The 19,982-nt window shown below is 36.8% G+C and carries 11 protein-coding genes; 3 read left to right on the top strand and 8 right to left on the bottom strand.

All coding sequences use genetic code 11. The annotated features are described in order from the left end of the window. The first annotated feature begins 50 nt into the window (after window positions 1-50). Window positions 51-701: a peptide-methionine (S)-S-oxide reductase MsrA gene (gene msrA / locus LB450_RS10380; RefSeq protein WP_224488246.1), complete on the top strand. Its 651-nt coding sequence runs from the start codon at window positions 51-53 to the stop codon at window positions 699-701. Between the two features lie 75 nt (window positions 702-776). Here the strand turns inward: msrA and LB450_RS10375 are convergent, their stop codons facing one another. The 5 genes from LB450_RS10375 to LB450_RS10355 all read right to left on the bottom strand — a co-directional run bounded on the left by LB450_RS10375 (window position 777) and on the right by LB450_RS10355 (window position 6,927). Next, the gene (locus tag LB450_RS10375; protein WP_224488244.1) at window positions 777-1,610 is read right to left on the bottom strand and encodes an alpha/beta fold hydrolase; all 834 of its coding nucleotides are present in this window, start codon (window positions 1,608-1,610) and stop codon (window positions 777-779) included. A gap of 124 nt (window positions 1,611-1,734) precedes the next feature. Beyond that, complete coding sequence (rpsA, locus tag LB450_RS10370) at window positions 1,735-3,564, bottom strand: 30S ribosomal protein S1 (protein ID WP_224488242.1); 1,830 nt, start codon at window positions 3,562-3,564, stop codon at window positions 1,735-1,737. A gap of 171 nt (window positions 3,565-3,735) precedes the next feature. After that, window positions 3,736-4,653 (bottom strand): YihY/virulence factor BrkB family protein, encoded by a 918-nt coding sequence (locus LB450_RS10365; RefSeq protein ID WP_224488232.1) that lies wholly within the window; start codon window positions 4,651-4,653, stop codon window positions 3,736-3,738. 97 nt (window positions 4,654-4,750) lie between these two features. Next, window positions 4,751-5,734 carry an acyl-CoA dehydrogenase family protein gene (locus tag LB450_RS10360; RefSeq protein WP_224488223.1) on the bottom strand — a complete coding sequence of 328 codons (984 nt, stop codon included), beginning with the start codon at window positions 5,732-5,734 and terminating at the stop codon, window positions 4,751-4,753. A gap of 20 nt (window positions 5,735-5,754) precedes the next feature. Continuing rightward, complete coding sequence (locus LB450_RS10355; protein WP_224488215.1) at window positions 5,755-6,927, bottom strand: GlmU family protein; 1,173 nt, start codon at window positions 6,925-6,927, stop codon at window positions 5,755-5,757. Between the two features lie 89 nt (window positions 6,928-7,016). On the opposite strand from LB450_RS10355, the gene panB reads away from it, so the two are divergent. Beyond that, window positions 7,017-7,835 (top strand): 3-methyl-2-oxobutanoate hydroxymethyltransferase, encoded by an 819-nt coding sequence (panB, locus tag LB450_RS10350; RefSeq protein ID WP_224488213.1) that lies wholly within the window; start codon window positions 7,017-7,019, stop codon window positions 7,833-7,835. A 40-nt stretch (window positions 7,836-7,875) separates the two neighbouring features. Here the strand turns inward: panB and tamL are convergent, their stop codons facing one another. Then, window positions 7,876-10,149: a translocation and assembly module lipoprotein TamL gene (gene tamL, locus LB450_RS10345; protein WP_224488211.1), complete on the bottom strand. Its 2,274-nt coding sequence runs from the start codon at window positions 10,147-10,149 to the stop codon at window positions 7,876-7,878. After that, window positions 10,142-15,109: a translocation/assembly module TamB domain-containing protein gene (locus LB450_RS10340; RefSeq protein WP_224488202.1), complete on the bottom strand. Its 4,968-nt coding sequence runs from the start codon at window positions 15,107-15,109 to the stop codon at window positions 10,142-10,144. Before LB450_RS10340 ends, tamL begins: the two co-directional genes overlap by 8 nt. Before the next feature lie 291 nt (window positions 15,110-15,400). Between LB450_RS10340 and LB450_RS10335 the strand changes: the two genes are divergently transcribed. Next, window positions 15,401-17,029 carry an acyl-CoA carboxylase subunit beta gene (locus tag LB450_RS10335; RefSeq protein WP_224488201.1) on the top strand — a complete coding sequence of 543 codons (1,629 nt, stop codon included), beginning with the start codon at window positions 15,401-15,403 and terminating at the stop codon, window positions 17,027-17,029. A gap of 79 nt (window positions 17,030-17,108) precedes the next feature. On the opposite strand, the gene LB450_RS10330 is transcribed toward LB450_RS10335, so the two are convergent. Then, window positions 17,109-19,919, bottom strand: coding sequence for a M16 family metallopeptidase (locus LB450_RS10330; RefSeq protein WP_224488198.1), 2,811 nt, complete (start codon window positions 19,917-19,919; stop codon window positions 17,109-17,111). Window positions 19,920-19,982 lie beyond the last annotated feature (63 nt).

Genomic DNA, 19,982 nt, shown 5'->3' with positions numbered 1-19,982 from the left:
CTTAATTTCTGTCACTCTTATTAACCCCTACTTTTGGAAATAAAAAAACAATGAAATCATTTTTAAGTTTAATACTACTTTCCATCGCTTTTGTAAGCTGTGGAAAAGCTCAAAACTCAAGTTCCCCAAGTGAGAAAGCTTCAGAAAGTTTTGATGACGAGGTTTATAAACGCGCTTACTTTGCCAGCGGATGCTTCTGGTGTGTGGAAACCATTTACGAAAGTGTAAAAGGTGTAGAAGAAGTCTTTTCAGGCTATTCAGGTGGTCATACGAAAAATCCGACTTACCAATCTTCAAACACCGGAACAACAGGACATGCTGAGGCTGTGGAGGTTATTTACAACCCTGAAGTCGTAACTTTTGAAAGCCTTGTGGATGTCTATTTTGGATCACAGGATGTGACACAACAAAACGGACAGGGGCCAGATATTGGTTCTCAGTACCGATCTATCATTTTTTATCAAAATGAAAAACAAAAGAAAATCATTGAAGACAAAATTGAAAGTCTTTCCAAGGAATACGACAAACCCATAGCAGCAGAAGTTATGGCTTTTGATAAATTTTGGATGGCAGAAGGCTATCATCAGGACTACAAGGTCAACAATCCAAACAATCCCTACATCAAAAATGTTTCGGTGCCGAGATTCAGAAGATTTAAAGTAAGATTTCCAGAACTCTTGAAATCAAAATCAGAACGGTAATACCGTTCTCACCTATTGATATTAACAAAAAAGCCGCTAGTTGCGGCTTTTTATTATCATATTTCAAAACAGAATTTATTTCAAAAAGTCCAATAAAATAGAATTGAATTCCTCGTGATGAGTAATCATCAATCCATGAGGCGCGCCTTCAATGACTTTAAGTTGAGATTTTGGAATTAATTCTTTAGCCTTTTTTGCTGAAACATCAATGGGCACGATTTGATCTTCATCGCCGTGTACAATAAGAGTTGGAATATCGAATTTTTTGCAATCGTCTCTAAAATCAGTTTTTCCAAAACTATCAACACAATCCAAAGTAGCTTTTCTAGAACCCTGCAGGGCAAGATTCCAGGTGAGTTGAAGCATGGCCTCACTTATTCGTTCTCCTTCTAATGCATCGTAATTATAAAAGTTTTTGCCGAAATCCTTAAAAAACTGAGGTCTGTCCTTTGAAATACCTTCTTTCATTCCTTCAAAAACGGAGGCATCTACGGCATCATTGTTTTCAGTTTTCAACATAAACGGAGTAACCGAAGATACTAAAACTGCTTTTGCTATGGAAGATGTCCCATAACTACCTACAAAGCGGGCCACTTCTCCTCCACCCATTGAAAATCCGACAAGAATTACGTTTTCCAGTTTAAGACTCTCTATAATATCTTTAAGGTCTTTGGCTAATGAATCGTAATCGTAACCCTCCCAGGGCTTTGAGCTTTGTCCAAAACCACGCCTGTCGTAAGAAATGACTCGATACCCAGAATCGACTAAGGTGTCTACCTGGTATTCCCACATGACACGATTTAAGGGCCATCCATGAATTAAAATAACAGGCTGTCCAAAACCATAATCGTTATAGGCTAGTTTAATAGCTCTAGATTTTTCTAAAGATGATGAGTTTAATTCGTTCATGACTATTTTGTTTTCATCCTAAGGTAAAGCAAATCCTAAAAGATAGAAGTGAATTAAAATAAGTTTAACCATAAAAAAACCCTGCTTTTACAAGCAGGGTTTCAGTTTTAAAATAAACTACTATTTATTTATTTTCCATCTTATCCTTAAGAGCCTGCAATTCTGCATTGGCATCTCCGAAAGTAGTCTTCTTAGATTCATCTTCAGACTTCTTAGAAGCCTTCTTAACGATCTGAGCCTCTTCTTCCTTATGGATTGAAGTATGGGAAGCTACAACACGCTTAAATTCTTTATTGAATTCAATAATGAGAAATTCTGCTGCTTCACCTTTAACTAGTTTTGTTCCGTCTTCTTTTTCAAGATAACGTTGTGGAACAAAAGCTGTTACATCTTCGTTAAACTCAACAGTTGCACCTTTATCAACTATTTCAGAAATAGATGCTGTGTGCTTTGTCCCTACAGCAAATTCATCGGAATATTTATCCCAAGGATTTGTTTCAGTTTGCTTGTGTCCAAGGCTTAATTTACGTCCTTCCACATCAAGTTCTAAGACAACTACATCCAGTTTATCTCCAACTTTACAAAATTCTGAAGGATGTTTTATTTTCTTAGTCCAAGACAAGTCAGAAATATAAATTAAACCATCAATACCTTCTTCAAGTTCTACAAATACTCCAAAGTTTGTAAAGTTTCTTACTTCACCAACATGTTTAGAACCTACAGGATATTTAGTTGTAATGTCAGTCCATGGATCTGGAGTCAATTGCTTGATACCAAGAGACATTTTTCTATCTTCTCTGTCGAGAGTAAGAATCTTAGCCTCAATTTTATCACCAACGTTTACAAAATCCTGAGCAGATCTTAAGTGAGTACTCCAGGACATTTCAGAAACGTGGATCAATCCTTCTACACCTTCTTCAACTTCAATGAATGCACCGTAGTCTGCGATAACCGTAACTGTACCGTTAACAACATCACCTACTTTAAGGCCTTCATCTAAAGCATCCCAAGGATGTTTGTGTAATTGTTTTAAACCTAATTGAATTCTTGTTTTATCTTCATCGAAATCAAGGATAACAACATTCAATTTTTGATCTAGTTCTACAACTTCGTTCGGATGGTTGATTCTTGACCAGGAAAGGTCTGTAATATGAACCAATCCATCTACTCCACCAAGGTCTACAAAGACTCCATAAGAAGTAATGTTTTTCACAACACCTTCTAATACTTGTCCTTTTTCTAACTGACCAATGATTTCTTTTTTCTGTTCTTCGATATCCGCTTCGATAAGCGCTTTGTGAGAAACAACAACATTCTTGAATTCATGGTTGATTTTAACCACCTTGAATTCCATATTCTTTCCTACATAAGCATCATAGTCGCGAATAGGCTTCACATCGATTTGAGAACCTGGTAAGAATGCTTCGATGCCAAAAACATCTACAATCATTCCTCCTTTTGTTCTACATTTCACTGAACCATTCACGATAGTACCGTCTTCCTGAGCTTTGTTAACACGCTCCCATGCACGGATGACTCTCGCTTTTCTATGAGAAAGAATAAGTTGACCTTCTGCATCTTCTTTTATGTCGATGAGAACGTCTACCTTATCTCCTACTTTAAGATCTGGATTGTAACGAAATTCATTTAAAGAAATTACACCTTCACTTTTCGCATTGATGTCTATAATAGCATCTTGATCGGTAAGGTGAACTACTGTTCCGTCTACAACTTCGTTATGAAGTGTATCAACGAAATTTTCCTCAACTAACTTCTCGAATTGCTCTAACTGTGCATCATCAACTTCATCAATACCTTCTTCGTATTTATGCCAGTTGAAATCCTCTAGAAATTGTTTCGGGTTTTCTTGTTGTTCAGAAGGGGCAACTTTAGGAGTTGATTCTTCTGAGCCTGCAACAAATTGTTGCTCTTTGGTTGTTTTGTCTTCAGCCATATGCTGATTTAAAATTTGTATTCTGTTCGTCCAAGAAACTCAAGCAAACTTACAGAAGAGATTAAATTATTTAAAATCAACCCTTTAAACGTTTCTTGTCTTGCATTTAAAAGGATTGCAAAAATACAGCTATTTTTTGATAATCAAAACCTTAGTTAAAAATTTTATCGATTATTCTTCTAGTTCTCTTTCTTCAACTCTTACGGCCTGTGCTTTAGGCTTGACACCTCCTCCGATATTTTTTGCAATGTAATAAGTCACCTGTGCTCCAAATAAAAAGATGACTACTGAATAATAAATCCAAACCAATAGGATAACAAGGGAACCTGCAGCACCATAAGTCGAACTTAAATTATTGGTACCCATGTAGAAACCGATAAGGAACTTACCAATAATAAAAAGTAAGGCAGTTACAACGGCTCCAGCCCACGTATCCTTCCATCTCACCTTGGCATCTGGCAGGATTTTATACATCAAAGCAAAAATCACTATCAAAATAAGCTGGGAAAGAACAATTTGAGCAGTAGAAATCAGTTCCAGATTAAGATCAGGAAATACGTCGTCCAATTTGCCAAATGAATAAGAAACGACAGCATCTAAAATTAAGGATATAATAAGGATAAAGCCAATCACTAAGACTACAGAAAAACTTAAAACCCTATCTATTGCCAGTTTAAGCCAGCCTCTATCTGGTTTTGGCTTGATGTGCCAAATGTGATTTATACCCTTTTGAAGACTCACAAAAACTGTAGTTGCACTGAAAATAAGTATTGAAATACCAAGTGTAGCAGAAAAGGCATTGTCAGCATTTAGAGCGAAATTTTCTAAAATACTTTCTAAAGTTTGCCTTGATTCCTCTCCTGCTAAACTAGTAATCTGATTAAAGAGCTCTTCTCTTATTTCTGACCTTTCATAAAGGCTTGCTCCCACATTTAAAATTATAATTAATAAAGCAGGAAGACTAAATATGGTATAAAAAGCGGTTCCGGCTGCAAAACTCATAGATTCGTTGGAGGTGAAATCTTTGATAGAATCTACCAAAATTTGCACGTATTTCAACTTTAAAAATGCTTTTATCTTTTTTTTCATCTACTATGAATATCTAGAAGCAAAAATAGAAGTACAAGTCATAACTTAGAAAAGCTTTAGGTAAATTTAATAGTTTTACTTATTGTTTGTTAGACTTTCAAGGCTTTATCATATGATGCTGAATAGCTGTCAATACATCACGGTATGCCCAATGACAAACCCGGTCTTCTTCCACCATGGGCAAACCTCCTTTCTTAAATAATTCCTGAATGTCATCAAAAATCAACATATTCCCTTTGCCAAGTTCATTTCGCAAATCAGCCTGAATTTTATCCTCAAGCCTACCTTCATTTGAGTTCTCCTGAATCAGTTCTGCAAAAGCATCTCGATTTTGTCTTGCTTTCGTGATTTTTTGCTGAAGTGATTCAGTGACAGTTTCAAAGTTTTTATCAAAAACCTGTTCCGTTTGAAGTGTGTTTAAAAAACATTGTGCTATACCAATAAAGCAAGATGTCATACAAATGCGGGCAAATTGTTCAAATGGAATATGAAATACTTTATAATCCAAATGATTTTTGATGGAATTGATTTGAAATCCAAAATGTTCAGGAACCCGGATATTGTTCAGATTAATCGTCAGAGAAGAGGTGCTTTTTAAGCCAAAAATCTCCCATGTATCCTCAGAAAATTCTACTGATGCTCTCGGGACTGCAAAAGATGAAAGTTCCCCTGTCTCTTCATTTTTTGCATTCAGACTGAAGTAGTTAGCGTGAGCAGCCCCTGAACACTTGCCCCAACTGCCATTCAGAATAACTGATGTCTTTTTTATTTTAAACCTGCCGCTATCCGCACCACTTCCTGCTATAACTGTTTTTGGAGAAGAAAAAATAGTTTTGGCAGTCTCAGGGTCAAAAAAACCAGAAAACCAGTTGGCTCCTGCACCCAAATTCAACACCCACCCCAGACCTCCAAAGTGTGTTGAGGTTTCAGCGATGTACTGGCTCGCCGTTTTTAAATCGGATTCCAGTCCGCCATACTCTTTTGGCACAAAAAGTTTAAACCAATTCCTTTTAAATAATTCCTCTAATAAATCTTCAGAAATTTGCGGCCGCTTGTAATCTTCACTTTTGATTTTTCTCATAAACTTACTCTACAAATATCTTAGTCTCGACGGTAGCTTGAGGTCATTTCAAAAACGTTTTCCAAAATCGCTTTATCGTCTGCTGTCAAGGTCAAACCTCTGCGTTTCATCACTAGTTCAGCGACTTCAAAAACTTTGTTCAGCTTGTAAGTCATAACGCCCTGGCTCCCGCCCCAGCTGAAACTCGGAACAAAATTCCGAGGAAATCCTGACCCAAAAATGTTGGCGCTAACGCCTACAACAGTTCCGGTATTGAACATCATATTGATACTGCATTTGGAATGATCGCCCATGATGAGACCACAAAATTGAAGTCCGGTATCTTTAAAACGAGCTGAATCGTAATCCCAAAGTTTGACATTGGCGTAATTATTCTTCAGATTGGATGTGTTGGTATCTGCGCCAAGATTACACCATTCTCCAATAACTGAATTGCCTAAAAAACCATCATGTCCTTTGTTGGAATACCCTAAAATCATAGAGTTACTCACCTCTCCCCCTACTTTGGAATGCGGACCAATGGTGGTACCCGTATAAATTTTCGCGCCCATTTTTACAGTTGAATGCTCACACAAAGCAAAAGGCCCTCTGATGGCTGAATTCTCCATCACCTCAGCATCTTTCCCGATATAAATAGGGCCGTCTGTGGCATTGAGCGTTCCATTATATAATCTGGCCCCTTCCTCAATAAAAATCTGGTTTGCATTAAAGCAGATTACTGTTTCTGGGATGGGTTGGGAAGTTCTGCCTTCAGTGAGTAAAGTAAAGTCATCTTTAATGGCTTTGTAATTTTTTGAAAATAAATCTGTAGCACTTTCAACAAATTCCAACTCGATATCTGCTTGTACTTCTTTCAATTTTGAAAGATCTAAACCTTCATTTTTCTTTAACCGGTAAGCCAAAATAATTTCATCATGTTTTAAAACTTCATCATCATTTAAGTTTTTTATAGCTTCCAGAAGTTTAGTTGAAGCTAAATATCTGGCATTGACATATAGATTGTTTTCTGCTAACTGCTCGGGATATTTCTTCGCTAAATACTCCTGAGTCTTGTGAGACACGGTAGCTTTAGATATACGCTCCCACTTTTCTTTAAGGGTGAGTATCCCCAAACGTAATTCTGATATAGGTTTTGTAAAAGTTAACGGAAGAAACTGTGACCGTAAATGGTCATCAAAAAGGATAATAGTCATGAGAATACGTGTTTAAGTAACGAAATATGAAATCGTTTGAGCCTGAGTTTAAAATTAAGTAATTTAGCTCTTCAAATAAAACTAAAATTATGTCCGTAGCCAAAAAGCAATACAAAAGAATTACTGTAAAGTCTTTAATTGAGATGAAAGCCAATTCTGAGAAGATTTCTATGCTGACTTCTTATGACTTCACGATGGCTCAAATCGTAGATCAGGCAGGAATAGATGTGATTTTGGTTGGAGACTCGGCGTCCAACGTCATGGCTGGACATGAAACTACGCTTCCCATTACTTTAGACCAAATGATTTACCATGCATCTGGAGTAATACGCGCAGTAAAAAGAGCTTTGGTCATTGTAGATTTACCTTTCGGAAGTTACCAAAGCGACCCCAAAGAGGCTTTAAGATCCTCCATAAGAATAATGAAAGAAAGCGGTGCTCACGCTGTTAAACTTGAAGGTGGAAGCGAAATAAAGGATTCTATAAAACGAATTTTAAAAGCAGGTATCCCTGTGATGGGGCATCTGGGCTTGACACCTCAATCCATTTACAAGTTTGGAACTTACACTGTGAGGGCAAAAGAAGAATATGAAGCTCAAAAGCTTAAAGAAGATGCTGTAATGCTTGAGCGCATTGGGTGTTTTGCCATCGTTCTTGAAAAAGTTCCAGCCAAATTGGCTGAAGAAGTGGCTAAAAGCGTTCAAGTTCCAGTGATTGGGATTGGTGCAGGAGGCGGTGTAGATGGGCAGGTACTTGTCTTGCACGATATGCTAGGCATGAATAAGGAATTTAGCCCTAGATTTTTAAGACGTTATGCTGATTTAAATACAGTTATGACAGAGGCGATACAACATTATAACGACGACGTTAAAGCTAAGAAGTTTCCCTCTGATGAAGAGCAGTATTAAATTCGGCTGCTAATCTTAACTGGCAGATTCATTTTAGAAATTAAAAAGGATAACCTATTGCGAAATTGAGAACCGGATTTAATGAATCAAGATACCAGGAGGTTGTGGGTTCTTTTACGGGGGTTGCCAGATCCAGTCTGATGACAAATCCCTGAACATCGACCCGAAGTCCTAAACCTACACCAGCTCCAATTTCGTTGATAAAATTCGATGTGAATTTTCCGCCAGGTGTTGCCTTGTTGTCATTCATAAGCCAGACATTGCCTGCATCCGCAAAAAATGCCCCATTGAGGTAATCTGTAATTGGAAATCTATATTCCAGGTTGGCTTCGAACTTGATATCCCCAGATTGGTCGAAAAAGGAATTGCTTCCATCTTCTGACGAATAAGTTCCCGGCCCAAGAGACCTTATTCTAAAAGCCCTTATGCTGTAAGGTCCTCCAGAAAAATATTGTTTTACAAAAGGGAGAGACTCTGTAGTTCCCATAGGTCGCCCCACTCCGGCAAAAATTCTACCTATTAACTTTTTTCGTTTTCGGTTTAATCTTAAATGATACCTCAAATCGATATCAGCCTTAAAGTAATGGGCATATTCCAGGCCTATAAATTCATTTTGACCTTCTTCGTTTTGAGATCCAAATAAATTAAGACCATTTCCGGCCATATCATAATTGAAACCGAAGTAAAGACCTTCGCTGGTTGTTTGATCTTTTATTTCATTATAAGTGAAATTATAAGTGAGACCTGCTATAAATTGCTGCTCAAAACTTCTCCTTAAAAAAGGATTACTATCCAAAATCTCATCAAATTCCTCTGAGGTATTACCTAAGCTAACGTATTCTAGATTAATGGGTCTTAACTGATGAGTCACATAACTGTTTCCTTCCCATAAATAGCCAAATGAAGTAGAAATAGAGCTCAAATTATATAATTGTGTTCGGTTGAGATAGTCAATGCTCAAACTTACTTTAGTTTTAGGAATGGCATATTTGAAACTTTCATTGAGATCAATAGGAAAAATCAATCGTGGAAATAACAGAGACCCGTTCAGGCCTAATTGAATACTGCTCAATCCCTGATTCCCCGTTTTACCAAAAAACTGCTGCTCATAACCACCGTTTAATGATAACCTCAACAATTCTCCTCCTTTAAACACATTTCTATTGGAATAAACAAGGCTAAGATTGGGTCCTGCAAAATTATTTGATTTGGTGACACCTTGCAGCTCCAGCCTTAATGATCGCTTATTCATTGGGGAAAGATAAATCTCTGCATTGAGATGTCTTTTTCCATTCTCGCCGGTAAGGGTGTCGGTTTCCTGATAATCTATATTTACAAATTTGTATGTCCTGATAGAAGACAGTCTTCGACTGGTGTAGCGTGATAACTTTGGATTGTAGGTCTCTCCTGGGTTTATTAATACGTAAGGTTTTAAATATTTGGGCCTAATAAAAACTGAATCCTGAATAAAATTATACCCCTTATAAAATAGCGTATCTTTTACTTTCTCTTCATTAGAAAGGGTTCGGTTGGGATGAATATTAACTTCATCGACTATATAAGGCACCAATGATTTTTCTGGAACCTCGGTTTTTAATCTTAAAAATAAATTGAATCGGCGATTATCATAGGCATTTGTGTCTGCTTCAAAAATTAAAAAATCTGAATTGAAATTATAGAAACCACGCTCTTTCAAGTACTGATCTATTCGCTCACGTTCTGATTTTAAAAGATCTAAATCAAAAAGGCTGTTTTCTTTTAGTTCTGAATACCGAAGCGATGCTTTTATCTCCTCGTAAATCTGAAGTGAATCTCCTGTGGTTTTATTAAGCTTGTACAACCCTAGCCTGTAAGGTTTAGATAAGTCAATAGAATACAACACCGATGTTGACTGGTCTGAGGAGTCTGTTTCAATCTTAGTAGTTACCCTGCTGCCAAAGTAACCACTGTTTTCCAATCTGTTATTAAGAATATCTTCTGCAGCTCTAACATCTTCATTCTTAAAATAATAGGGATTCTCACCGATTTGTTTATTGAGGAATTTATTGATAAATCCAGGATTTTTCTTATTGGCCTTGAAATAAAAATAAAGACCCGGACGCATTCCTAAAACTTTTGAATTTGTATTTCGGGAAACCGCAGATTTCAGTTTAGCCTCTAGCTTGCTTATATCGTCGTCTTTTTTGCGTTCAAATTTTATTTCAGCGCCAGTGTATAAGGTTTTATCCTCAGGTAAATATTTTCTGACACTGCAGGAAGACAATAGCAAGAAAGCAAAAAGTATAAAAAGTGATAATTTTATAAATCTACTCATTTGTTTTGGTTTCAGGTTCTTGTTTGTCTTCAGAATCTTCCTTTGATTCAGTTTCAACTTCAACTTCTTTTTCTTTCAAAGATTCTCTGTAAGCACTATCCCAAAGCACTTTAAACTTATTGAATTCTCGAGTAAATATAAGCGCTATTCCACTGATGAAGACTTGTCCATCTATCACATTTTCATATTCACTTTTCCTAAACCCTCTCAATTTCCAGCGACCGTCTTCGGTAAGTAAGTACTCCACACTTACGTTTCCAACAACTCCCTGACTTTCTCCAGGTCTTTGATCTCCCTGAACGTTCACTTGACTCCCTGCCTCTACAACAAGTCTGTCGTCAAATAATTTCTTTTGAGCTGAAATATCTACATCGGTTCGTTCCTGAGCTGTACTCCCCTGGTAATCTGTATAACTATTCACGTCAAAATTAAGTGAAACACCTGTATTGCCAGTTAGCTTATCTGAAAACCTGTTTAATTGATCGGACAAGGCCTGATTGATATTATCTCTTGCTATAGTTGCTGGTCCCCCCTGACTTCCATCACTTCCAGATACGGGGTAAAATCGATTGAGCACCAGCAATGAAAACACCTGCTTGTTCAACTGGTCTTCCTCCTGGTTGACCTGAGAAATTCTTCCATATACTGAACCGCTTGCTACTCCTTGTCTATCCTCCGGCATATCCAACTTAAAAGAAAGCTCTGGAGACATCAGTTCATCACCAACATCCATATAAACAAAAAACGGAAGTTGCTGCTTATATCTATTTTGAGTTGCGACATTCTCACCGGCAGTTTGAAAAGCCATAAGTGAGCTGGCAGAGGTTTCTACTTTATAGATTGCTCTTAAATCCAAATCCGCATTATAGGGGTTGCCATTCCATGTTACAGAACTTGATGGCGCTATATTAAATTTTCGTTTTACTATATTGTAAAAATTTAGTTCCACACTTCCATCTGTGACTTCATACTTACCAACAAGATTCATTTTCCCAGTTCTAGATATAGAAAACTTAAAATCTCCTCCACCCTGAACCACCACATTATCTCCGGTCCTTTCATTAAAAACAACTGCAACCTTGGATTGCTTTTGGATATTTATAGTGCTGTTTAGATCGATTCCCGTTAAAACTACTTTCAATTCTTCATCATCTTTTTTAGTGAGAATATTGTCTGGATGGTCTTTGTTTACAAAAACAACAACACCATCTCTTTCTTCTATACTTGCCCGGGATTCTGGAACTATATAAGTTAAGTCTGTTTCCTCTTTTATGCTGAGGTTTAAATCCACTTTTGGCAAGTCCAGATTTCCGTTTAATTTTGCTGAAGCATCAAAAACAAGTTTTCCATAGTATAAATCATTATCTTCAGCTGTTGAGTTTAAAAGCTGGAAGTTGTTGGCGTCAAAAGACAAATCAAACTTTGGATTTATCAGTTCTTCAACATCAATAAATCCAGATGTAGTAAGGGTATTGTCTTGTTGATCTGCAACTGTGAAGTTATCAAAACTGACCTTGTTTTTGGTTAACTCAATTCTTTCATTTTTAAACTGGAGTAGAGTATTTAGAGTTGATAAGTTGAATTGAACTCCATCGAATGCTAAAAAACCTTTGTAATCCAATTCATCTAAAGGTCCATTGACCTCGAAGTCTCCTTTCAAGTTTCCGTTAGAATTTTTGATGTAATCTGTAGCAAATTTTTCTAAAGTTTGCATTTCCAGTGTTCTTAGATCGATATCAAAATCAACAGTGGTTTCTGAAGTATTCGTTTGATAGATTCCATTTACAGCAAGATCTATACCTGCATCCTTAAGGCTTAAATTGAGTTTATAATTATCACCTGAACTTGCCTCAGCTTTGAATGCTAAATTTCCTAATGGAACTTCTGTAATTCTTAAATCTTCAATGTCCAGATTAGAAATCAAGCCATTTGAACTAAAAGGTTCTATCACAACCAAATTCCCGCTCAATTTACCACTGGCCAATTTATCATCTGGATTTAAATAATTGGTAATAGTCGATAATCTAAAATTATCAAAAATAATTCCCAGATGGTAGTTTTCAAAATCTAATTTATTGGTGAGTTCAATTTCCTGTCGATTTCTAGTGAATTTGAAGTTAGTCACTTTAACGGTATCGTTCTGGTAAACGATCTCGTTATCTTCAGGAATAATCCATGGAGAACCATTCAATATCAATTTATCTGGCGACACATTCAACCTGTAGAGCTCTTCATCTTCAAAGCTGATAGAAACAGCAGAACTGAAATAGTCCTTATCATCTTTGAAGGCATTCAAATTCAAATTGAGCTGACTGTCTTTAAATTCACCATCAAGTTGAGTTTTAGCAACATCTAAAGGCTCTGCTACAATATTGTCCAGTACAAATTTGAATTCTGCAAAATCCCCGGTAGAATTTAGGTCTAAGTTCAATCCCACAATCTCGCTGTCGTTGTAGCTAAGATAAGGAAGCTTAAGGCTAGAGGTTAATTGATTGTTCTCCTCATCAAAGTGAATAGAAGCCCTCAGAGTATCCATATCCTGGATACCTTCAACGAAAACTTCAGATAAGATGGGAAAGTCGATAAATTTCAAATCAGCATCAAAATTGACAGGACGAGCAGATTTGTTTGGCAAGACAGAATCCTTCGTATATTTTTCAAAATGATTTTGAAGCGCATTGAGAATTCCTTCAATATTATGATTAGCCTGTAAGTTTCCATTCAGAAATTGACTTGTGATTTCTGCTGTGGATTGGGTGGAATCCACTTTTGAAGAAAAGTCAAAATTTCCTAAGTCATAAGAACTATTATCATAAACCACACGAGTATCCTCAAGCTGAGCATCGAGTTGAAATTGATTTGAATTGCCTTCAAATTGAACATTGGCCAACAGCTTAGCTCTTATATCTTTGGAAGTGAACCCGAGTTCTCGCGTATTAATTCCTTCCAAATTAAACTTTAAATCCACTTTAGGAGAAACAGAATCTAATTCAATGTTGGAGACAAAGTCAAATTTTAGATTTTCATCGGTATAGTCAAATCTTACATCACCATTTCCATCCTCTAGATTGCCGTTGATTTCCATCCCTGAAAAGGTATAAGTTTTCCAGCGAATGCTATCCACCTTTGATGAAAGCTCAGCCGTAAGCTCGTCAATTGAATTTCCTTTACCGTTTGAATTCAGTTGCATGCTCAAGTCACCGAGCTCTTTATTTTGTAGTAATTCTCCTAGTTTTAGTGATTTGATATCAAAATTAACTCTATAATCGATTGCGTTCGTGGAATTGAAATACCCATCTAACTGAATATTACCCAAGGAACTTTTCAACTGACTTTTAGTCGAAAAACCAGAGCCAACTTTTCTGAAAATCCCACTCAAAATAACGGATTCTGGTAAAGAAATCCCCAAGTCCTCTTCTGAAATAAATTCAGACAAATCCTGTTTGTTGGATTTAGCAGTCAAATTTGTGATATTGAAACCTAAGTTATCGACATCTGTAAACTGGCTTAAATCCCCTTTCAGTTGCAGCTGAGTGTTTTCACCCCAGTTAAGGTTGAATTTGGAAACCCTTAATTTTTCTAAATTCCCTTCGGCCTTAAAATTACCTTCGAAATTATGTTGAGCTAAATTCCGTAGCTGATCGTTAGTTTTCAGTTCAGATGAAAACACATAAGCATCTTTTACATTGACTTTAAGCCTACTCACATCAAATTCCAAAGTAGAAGTTAATGGTGAATTTATAAGATCATCCAGTGTTGCGTACTTTAGATTGAAATCAGCAAAAACTAAACTATTATTTAATTTTAACTTCAGATCATTCAGAGTAGTTTCTTCTGAAGTTAATCGCGTTTGCATCTGGAATTCTTCCAAAACAAGTCCACTACCCTCTCTGAAACGAAGGTCATTGAGATTAAAACTCAGGTTTTCGTCTTTAGAAACTATGAGATCATTTAGATTAAAATTAAACTCTTCAAAAAACAAAGCTTCTGCAGAAAACTCACCTTTCCTTGGTCGTTTCTCATTTTGATAAAATTCTATTGTTTGATTTTGAAAATCGATCGCATTCACATTCACTTTCCATTGAGGCCAGGAAAAGCCCTGACTGGACTCTGCCACTTTTTCAGTTTTTTCATCAGAAGCTGAGCTCGATTCCATTTCGAGTTTAACTCGACTGTCTTTCCACACCAGCTGGTCTAAAGCAACAACCTGAGTGTCAAGATTGATATCTAAGTCAGAAAAGTAAAAATCATCGATATAAGCTTCAGAAGCGATGCCATCTGGCAAAGAATTGTAATTGATATCGACACCTTTAATGCTAAGTTCATCGACTAAAATCCAAGGTGACGTAACTTCTTCTTCCTCTTCTGAAGTTACTGCAGGTTTAGTTAGAGAAAAAGCGATAGAAGTGTCACTTAGGCTGACTTCAGACAAATGAAACTTCATGTTTTGAAGATCAATTGTTTCGCTATCCACTTCTAAACTCCCCAGATGTAATTCAGAATCGATCCCGGTAACCTCATCGTAATAAGTGAGATCAAAATCAGTAAAAGAAATACTTCCTACAGAAATTTCAGTTGTGTTTTCAGTGTTTTTCTGAGTTGTAGATTCGCTTTCACCCTGAACGGCAAAAGCATCGATAATGTATTGAAAGTTAAAACCCTCGATACTGTCTTTTCTAATTATATTGGCCTTAAGACCGTCCCATTTCACAAAATCAACTTGGATTTCGTCACCAAATAAAAGTGGTCGAAATGGCACGTTAGCTTCTAAATATTTAGAATACACTAAGGTATCCTGTGACCTGTCTTCAAGATAAAGCTCTTCTAAGGTTAAATTTCCGGAAAACGTAAGGTAAAGTTTGCCAATTTTAAATTTGGTATCCACCTTTTCGCTGACATAATCTGTAACCTCATCCACTATAATACCCTGTCCCCATGGACTTCTAACAAAAAGAACCATTAAAATAAAGAGTATGAGGAGACCGAGAAAGAACCTTAGTAGAATTCTAAGTATCTTTTTATGTAGGGGTCGAAAAGAAGACTGGTTTTTAGTCACAAGTTTAAATAAAAATCAAATTTATGATAACATCGCTTTTATCAATGATCTATGGCGTTTAAATTAAGTTAAATAAGCAAAATAATGCTATTAAGAACAAAATCCGAAGAAAAATAAATACAGAGTAAACTCAAACGTTTAAGGTTTATTGGATTGGTTTTGTATTTTAGCAACTCAACTTATAGAGCCTTATTCATGGATATAAAATTCAATAAAAACGAAGATCACAACAAACTTCTGGTTTCCGATCTCAGAAGTAGATTTGCTAAAGTAAGCCTTGGTGGAGGTGAAAAAAAGATTGAAAAACATCACAGCAAAGGTAAAATGACAGCCAGGGAGCGTATTGATTTCCTGCTTGACGATAAGAAAGATTCTATAGAAATAGGAGCTTTTGCCGGAGATGGAATGTACGAAGAGCATGGCGGATGTCCTGGTGGTGGCGTAGTTGTGAAAATTGGAAAAGTTTCTGGAAAAAAAGTAATAGTTGTAGCCAACGATGCCACCGTTAAAGCTGGCGCCTGGTTTCCGATAACGGGCAAGAAAAATCTGAGAGCTCAGGAAATCTCAATTGAAAATAGACTGCCTATAATTTATCTTGTAGACAGTGCCGGCGTTTATTTGCCAATGCAGGATGAAATATTCCCAGATAAAGAACATTTTGGCAGAATTTTTAGAAACAATGCGGTTATGAGTAGCATGGGAATCACACAGATTTCTGCTATTATGGGCAGTTGCGTAGCTGGTGGTGCTTATTTACCAATTATGAGCGACGAGGCCATGATTGTGGATAAAACAGGGAGTATTTTTCTTGCCGGTAGTTATCTTGTAAAGGCTGCCATTGGTGAAAATGTGGATAACGAAACCCTTGGCGGAGCCACTACGCATTGTGAAATAAGTGGTGTGACCGATTATAAAGCCGATGATGATAAAGATGCTTTGAGCAAAATCAAAAGCATTGTTGATAAAATCGGCGATTTTGATAAGGCTGGATTTAATCGAAAGAAACCTGTAAAACCAAAATTAGACCCCAAAGAAATTTATGGGTTACTTCCTGCTAAACGAAGTGACCAATATGACATGATGCCAATCCTAGAGCGTCTTGTGGATGGTTCGGAATTTGAAGAGTACAAAAAAGGCTTTGGCCAGACCATTATTACTGGTTATGCAAGAATCGATGGCTGGGCTGTTGGGATTGTAGCCAACCAACGGAAAATTGTCAAAACTAAAAAAGGTGAAATGCAGTTTGGTGGTGTGATTTACAGCGACTCTGCAGATAAAGCGACGCGTTTTATCGCCAATTGTAATCAGAAAAAAATTCCATTGGTGTTCGTTCAGGATGTCACCGGTTTTATGGTGGGCAGCAAAAGCGAACATGGAGGCATCATTAAAGATGGAGCCAAAATGGTGAATGCTGTAAGTAATTCGGTTGTTCCAAAGTTCACAGTGATTATCGGTAACTCTTATGGAGCTGGTAATTATGCCATGTGTGGAAAAGCTTACGACCCTAGATTGATTTTTGCCTGGCCTAGTGCAGAATTGGCAGTGATGAGTGGAAACTCAGCAGCAAAAGTGTTGCTGTCCATTGAAACCTCCAGGCTTAAAGCCAAAGGAGAAAAAATAACGGAAGAGAAAGAAAAAGAGCTTTACGATAAAATCAAAAATAACTACGACGAGCAGACCAGCCCTTATTTTGCTGCTGCAAGGTTGTGGACAGATGCCGTGATTGAACCACTGGATACCAGAAAATGGATTTCTAACGGAATTGACGTCGCTAACCATGCCCCTATTACCAAAGATTTTAACTTGGGCGTGATACAGACTTAACCCTCTTGATTTATTCAAAATAAAAAGCCTGAGAAATCAAATTTCTCAGGCTTTTTTTGAGTTATTCATGCCTCAAGCACTAGTCTTCTTCAGGCATTAGCATCCCGATAACTTTATCTTTAGATAAGTATTTCTTAGCAACATTTTGAATATCTTCAGCGGTTAAGCTTTCAATTCTATCTTTATAAGTCATTATTCTATCCAATGAAGTATCGTAAGTGTAAGCCTGAGTAAACTGGTCTAACCAGAATTTATTCTCTTTCATTTTTTCTTTATACTCGAGCTTTTCAGACTCCTTAAATTTATTTAAATCTTCAGCATCAGGACCGTTTTGTATAATTTTGTCAAGTTCAGCCAAAGCAGATTCAGTTAAGTTCTCTGCATTTTCAGGACCACAAGGAAAACTAATACTGAAATTATAACTTCCATAAGGCACTTTGCTTATTCTACCGCTTGCACCTGCACCATAAACTCCGCTTTTACCTTCTCTCAGTTCTTCAATAAGTTTTATAGTGAGCACCTCTCCCACAGCATTCATGGCTAGAGCTTCTTTTGGGCTGTACTCAGTTTCACCATAGAAAAGAATGGTCACCTGGCTTTTAGGATCCTTTCCTTTCTTGACCACTTTTTTATGATCGCCTTCAAGCATTCTGTAGCCTAAATCTACTGCTTCTTCTGAGGTTTCAGTTGCTGGCAAAGAAGCTATATAGGTTTCTAAATAAGACTTGAACTCATCTTCATTTATATTTCCAACGAAGTAGAAGTGAAAATCTCCAGCATTTTCGAAACGCTCTTGATAAATTTCATAAGCCTTTTTGTAATCGGTTTGATTCCAGGCTTCTTCATCGGGTAAAATACCATTGAATCTTGGGTTATCTTTACTTAGAAAGGTGTAAAATTGCTCCTGAAAGTAAAAATTTGGCATCGATGTTAAGTTGGACATGAAAGCGTTTTGCTTGGTTTTAAAACTTTCAAAAGCTTCTTCATCGTAGTTTAAATCTGTGAAATAAGCCTGAATCATCTGCATTAAATATTCCAGATCTTTTGGCGTTGAACTTCCTCTCATTCCTTCGGAAGCACTACTAACATAAGGAGTAACACTAGCTGTTTTACCACTCATGAATTTACTGATCGCATTTTTGTCCATTCCAGAAAAACCAGCTTCAGTAAGACCACCCATCGCCCACTGCACTTCTTTGTACGTTGCATTATCGATTAAATTTGATCCTCCAAAACTTATAGCTTCAAATAAAATTTGATCGTTTTTGAAGTCTGTTTGCTTATAGGTCACTTTAGCTCCATTGGATAAAGTCAGAGTTTTAGAATCTGTGGTTTCATTAATTTCAGAAGCTGTAATATTTCCTTTGGATAAGGTTTTTCTGATGAGGCTTTCAGCAATAGCTTCGTCTTGATAAGGAGCTAAATCCTTAGACTCTATATTAATGACTTCCAAAACTTCTTCTTTAGATGGTTTTTCGAGTCCTTCTTTTTCTGGACCCGTCAGAATGACCACACGGTTGTCTTTTTTTATGTAATCGTCGATTTGACCATTGATGTCATCCACTGAGATTTCTGGAAAAAGCTTTTCTGTCATTTCATAATCCCATTCTATGTTAGTCATCACACTTCCTCGCAAAAACTGATTTTGGAGTTGCTGTACGTATCTGGAAGATTCTGTTTTATCTCTTTCCTTATACTGTCTTTCAATTCTAGTCAGCATTTCTGTTTTTGCACGCTCCAACTCACTATCGGTGAAACCGTGCATCTTCACCCGCTGATTTTCTTCTACCAACACTTTCAATGCTTCCAATTGCTTGCCTTCACCCACCATAGCTGAAGACTGATATGCTTTTTTATCTCTAGACCAGGTGCCACCATAATAAGAAAACCCGTAGTTAAAGGGTGGATTATTGCTATTTCTGATTTCATCCAAACGGTTATTGATCATGGTAGAAAACAAAGAAATTTCCAACTGTGTTTTATAATCACCTATAGTGGTATTTGGTTCTGTCTCTTTGTAGTCTTTGTAATAGACTTCAACCTGAGAAAAAGGAGCTTCCTCATCAGTTTCTACAGCCACGAAAGTTTCTTCATGATTTGGAACCCCGTAGGTTTTTCTTGGCTTTGGATTTTTGGGATTCTTATACTTTGAAAAATGCATTTGAATCATTTTTTCGATTTGATCCACATCAATATCTCCAACGGCAATCACACTCATCAACTCTGGGCGGTACCAATCTTCATAAAATTGGATTAGGTCTTCATGGCCAAAGTTTTCTAACACTTCTTTTTCACCAATGGGCAGTCGTTCTGCATACCTGGAACCGTACATCAGTTTATCGATATAATTGGCCATCATACGTTTATTTGCCCCCAGACCAAGTCTATATTCTTCTAAAACCACACCGCGTTCCTTATCGATTTCTTCTGGGCTTAAAGTAGCATTGAATGCCCAATCTTCCAAAATTTCAAAGCCTTTCTTCAGTTTTTCATCATCATCAGATGGGATGGGTAAAAAGTAAACCGTTTCATCAAAACTTGTGTAAGCATTCAGGTGTTGTCCAAATTTAACACCTATGCTTTGCAGGTAATCTACAAGTTCATTTTTGGGAAATCGCTCAGTTCCATTAAAACACATGTGCTCCATAAAATGAGCTAAGCCGCGTTGTTTTTCAGTTTCTAGAATTGAGCCCGCATTGATAACTAACCTCAGGTCTACTTTATCTTCAGGTTTTTCGTTTTGCTTGATATAGTAGGTTAGCCCATTATCCAGTGTACCTTTTCTTACATCAGCATCCATAGGGATTGGATCTGAATAGTTGATCTGTTGTGCTGATAACAACAACGGAGAAGCTATCAAAAATAGCATTAATGATTTTAGTGATTTCATAATTTAAAGTTTAGTTAGATAACAAATCTATAATTTAAATTTGAAAATCAACGAATTCCTTAG

Source organism: Psychroflexus curvus (assembly GCF_020164585.1).
In the GTDB taxonomy this organism is placed as follows: Bacteria; Bacteroidota; Bacteroidia; order Flavobacteriales; family Flavobacteriaceae; genus Psychroflexus; species Psychroflexus curvus.
Note: the sequence above shows the minus strand (reverse complement) of the source record. Positions and strands in the feature narration are given on the sequence as shown.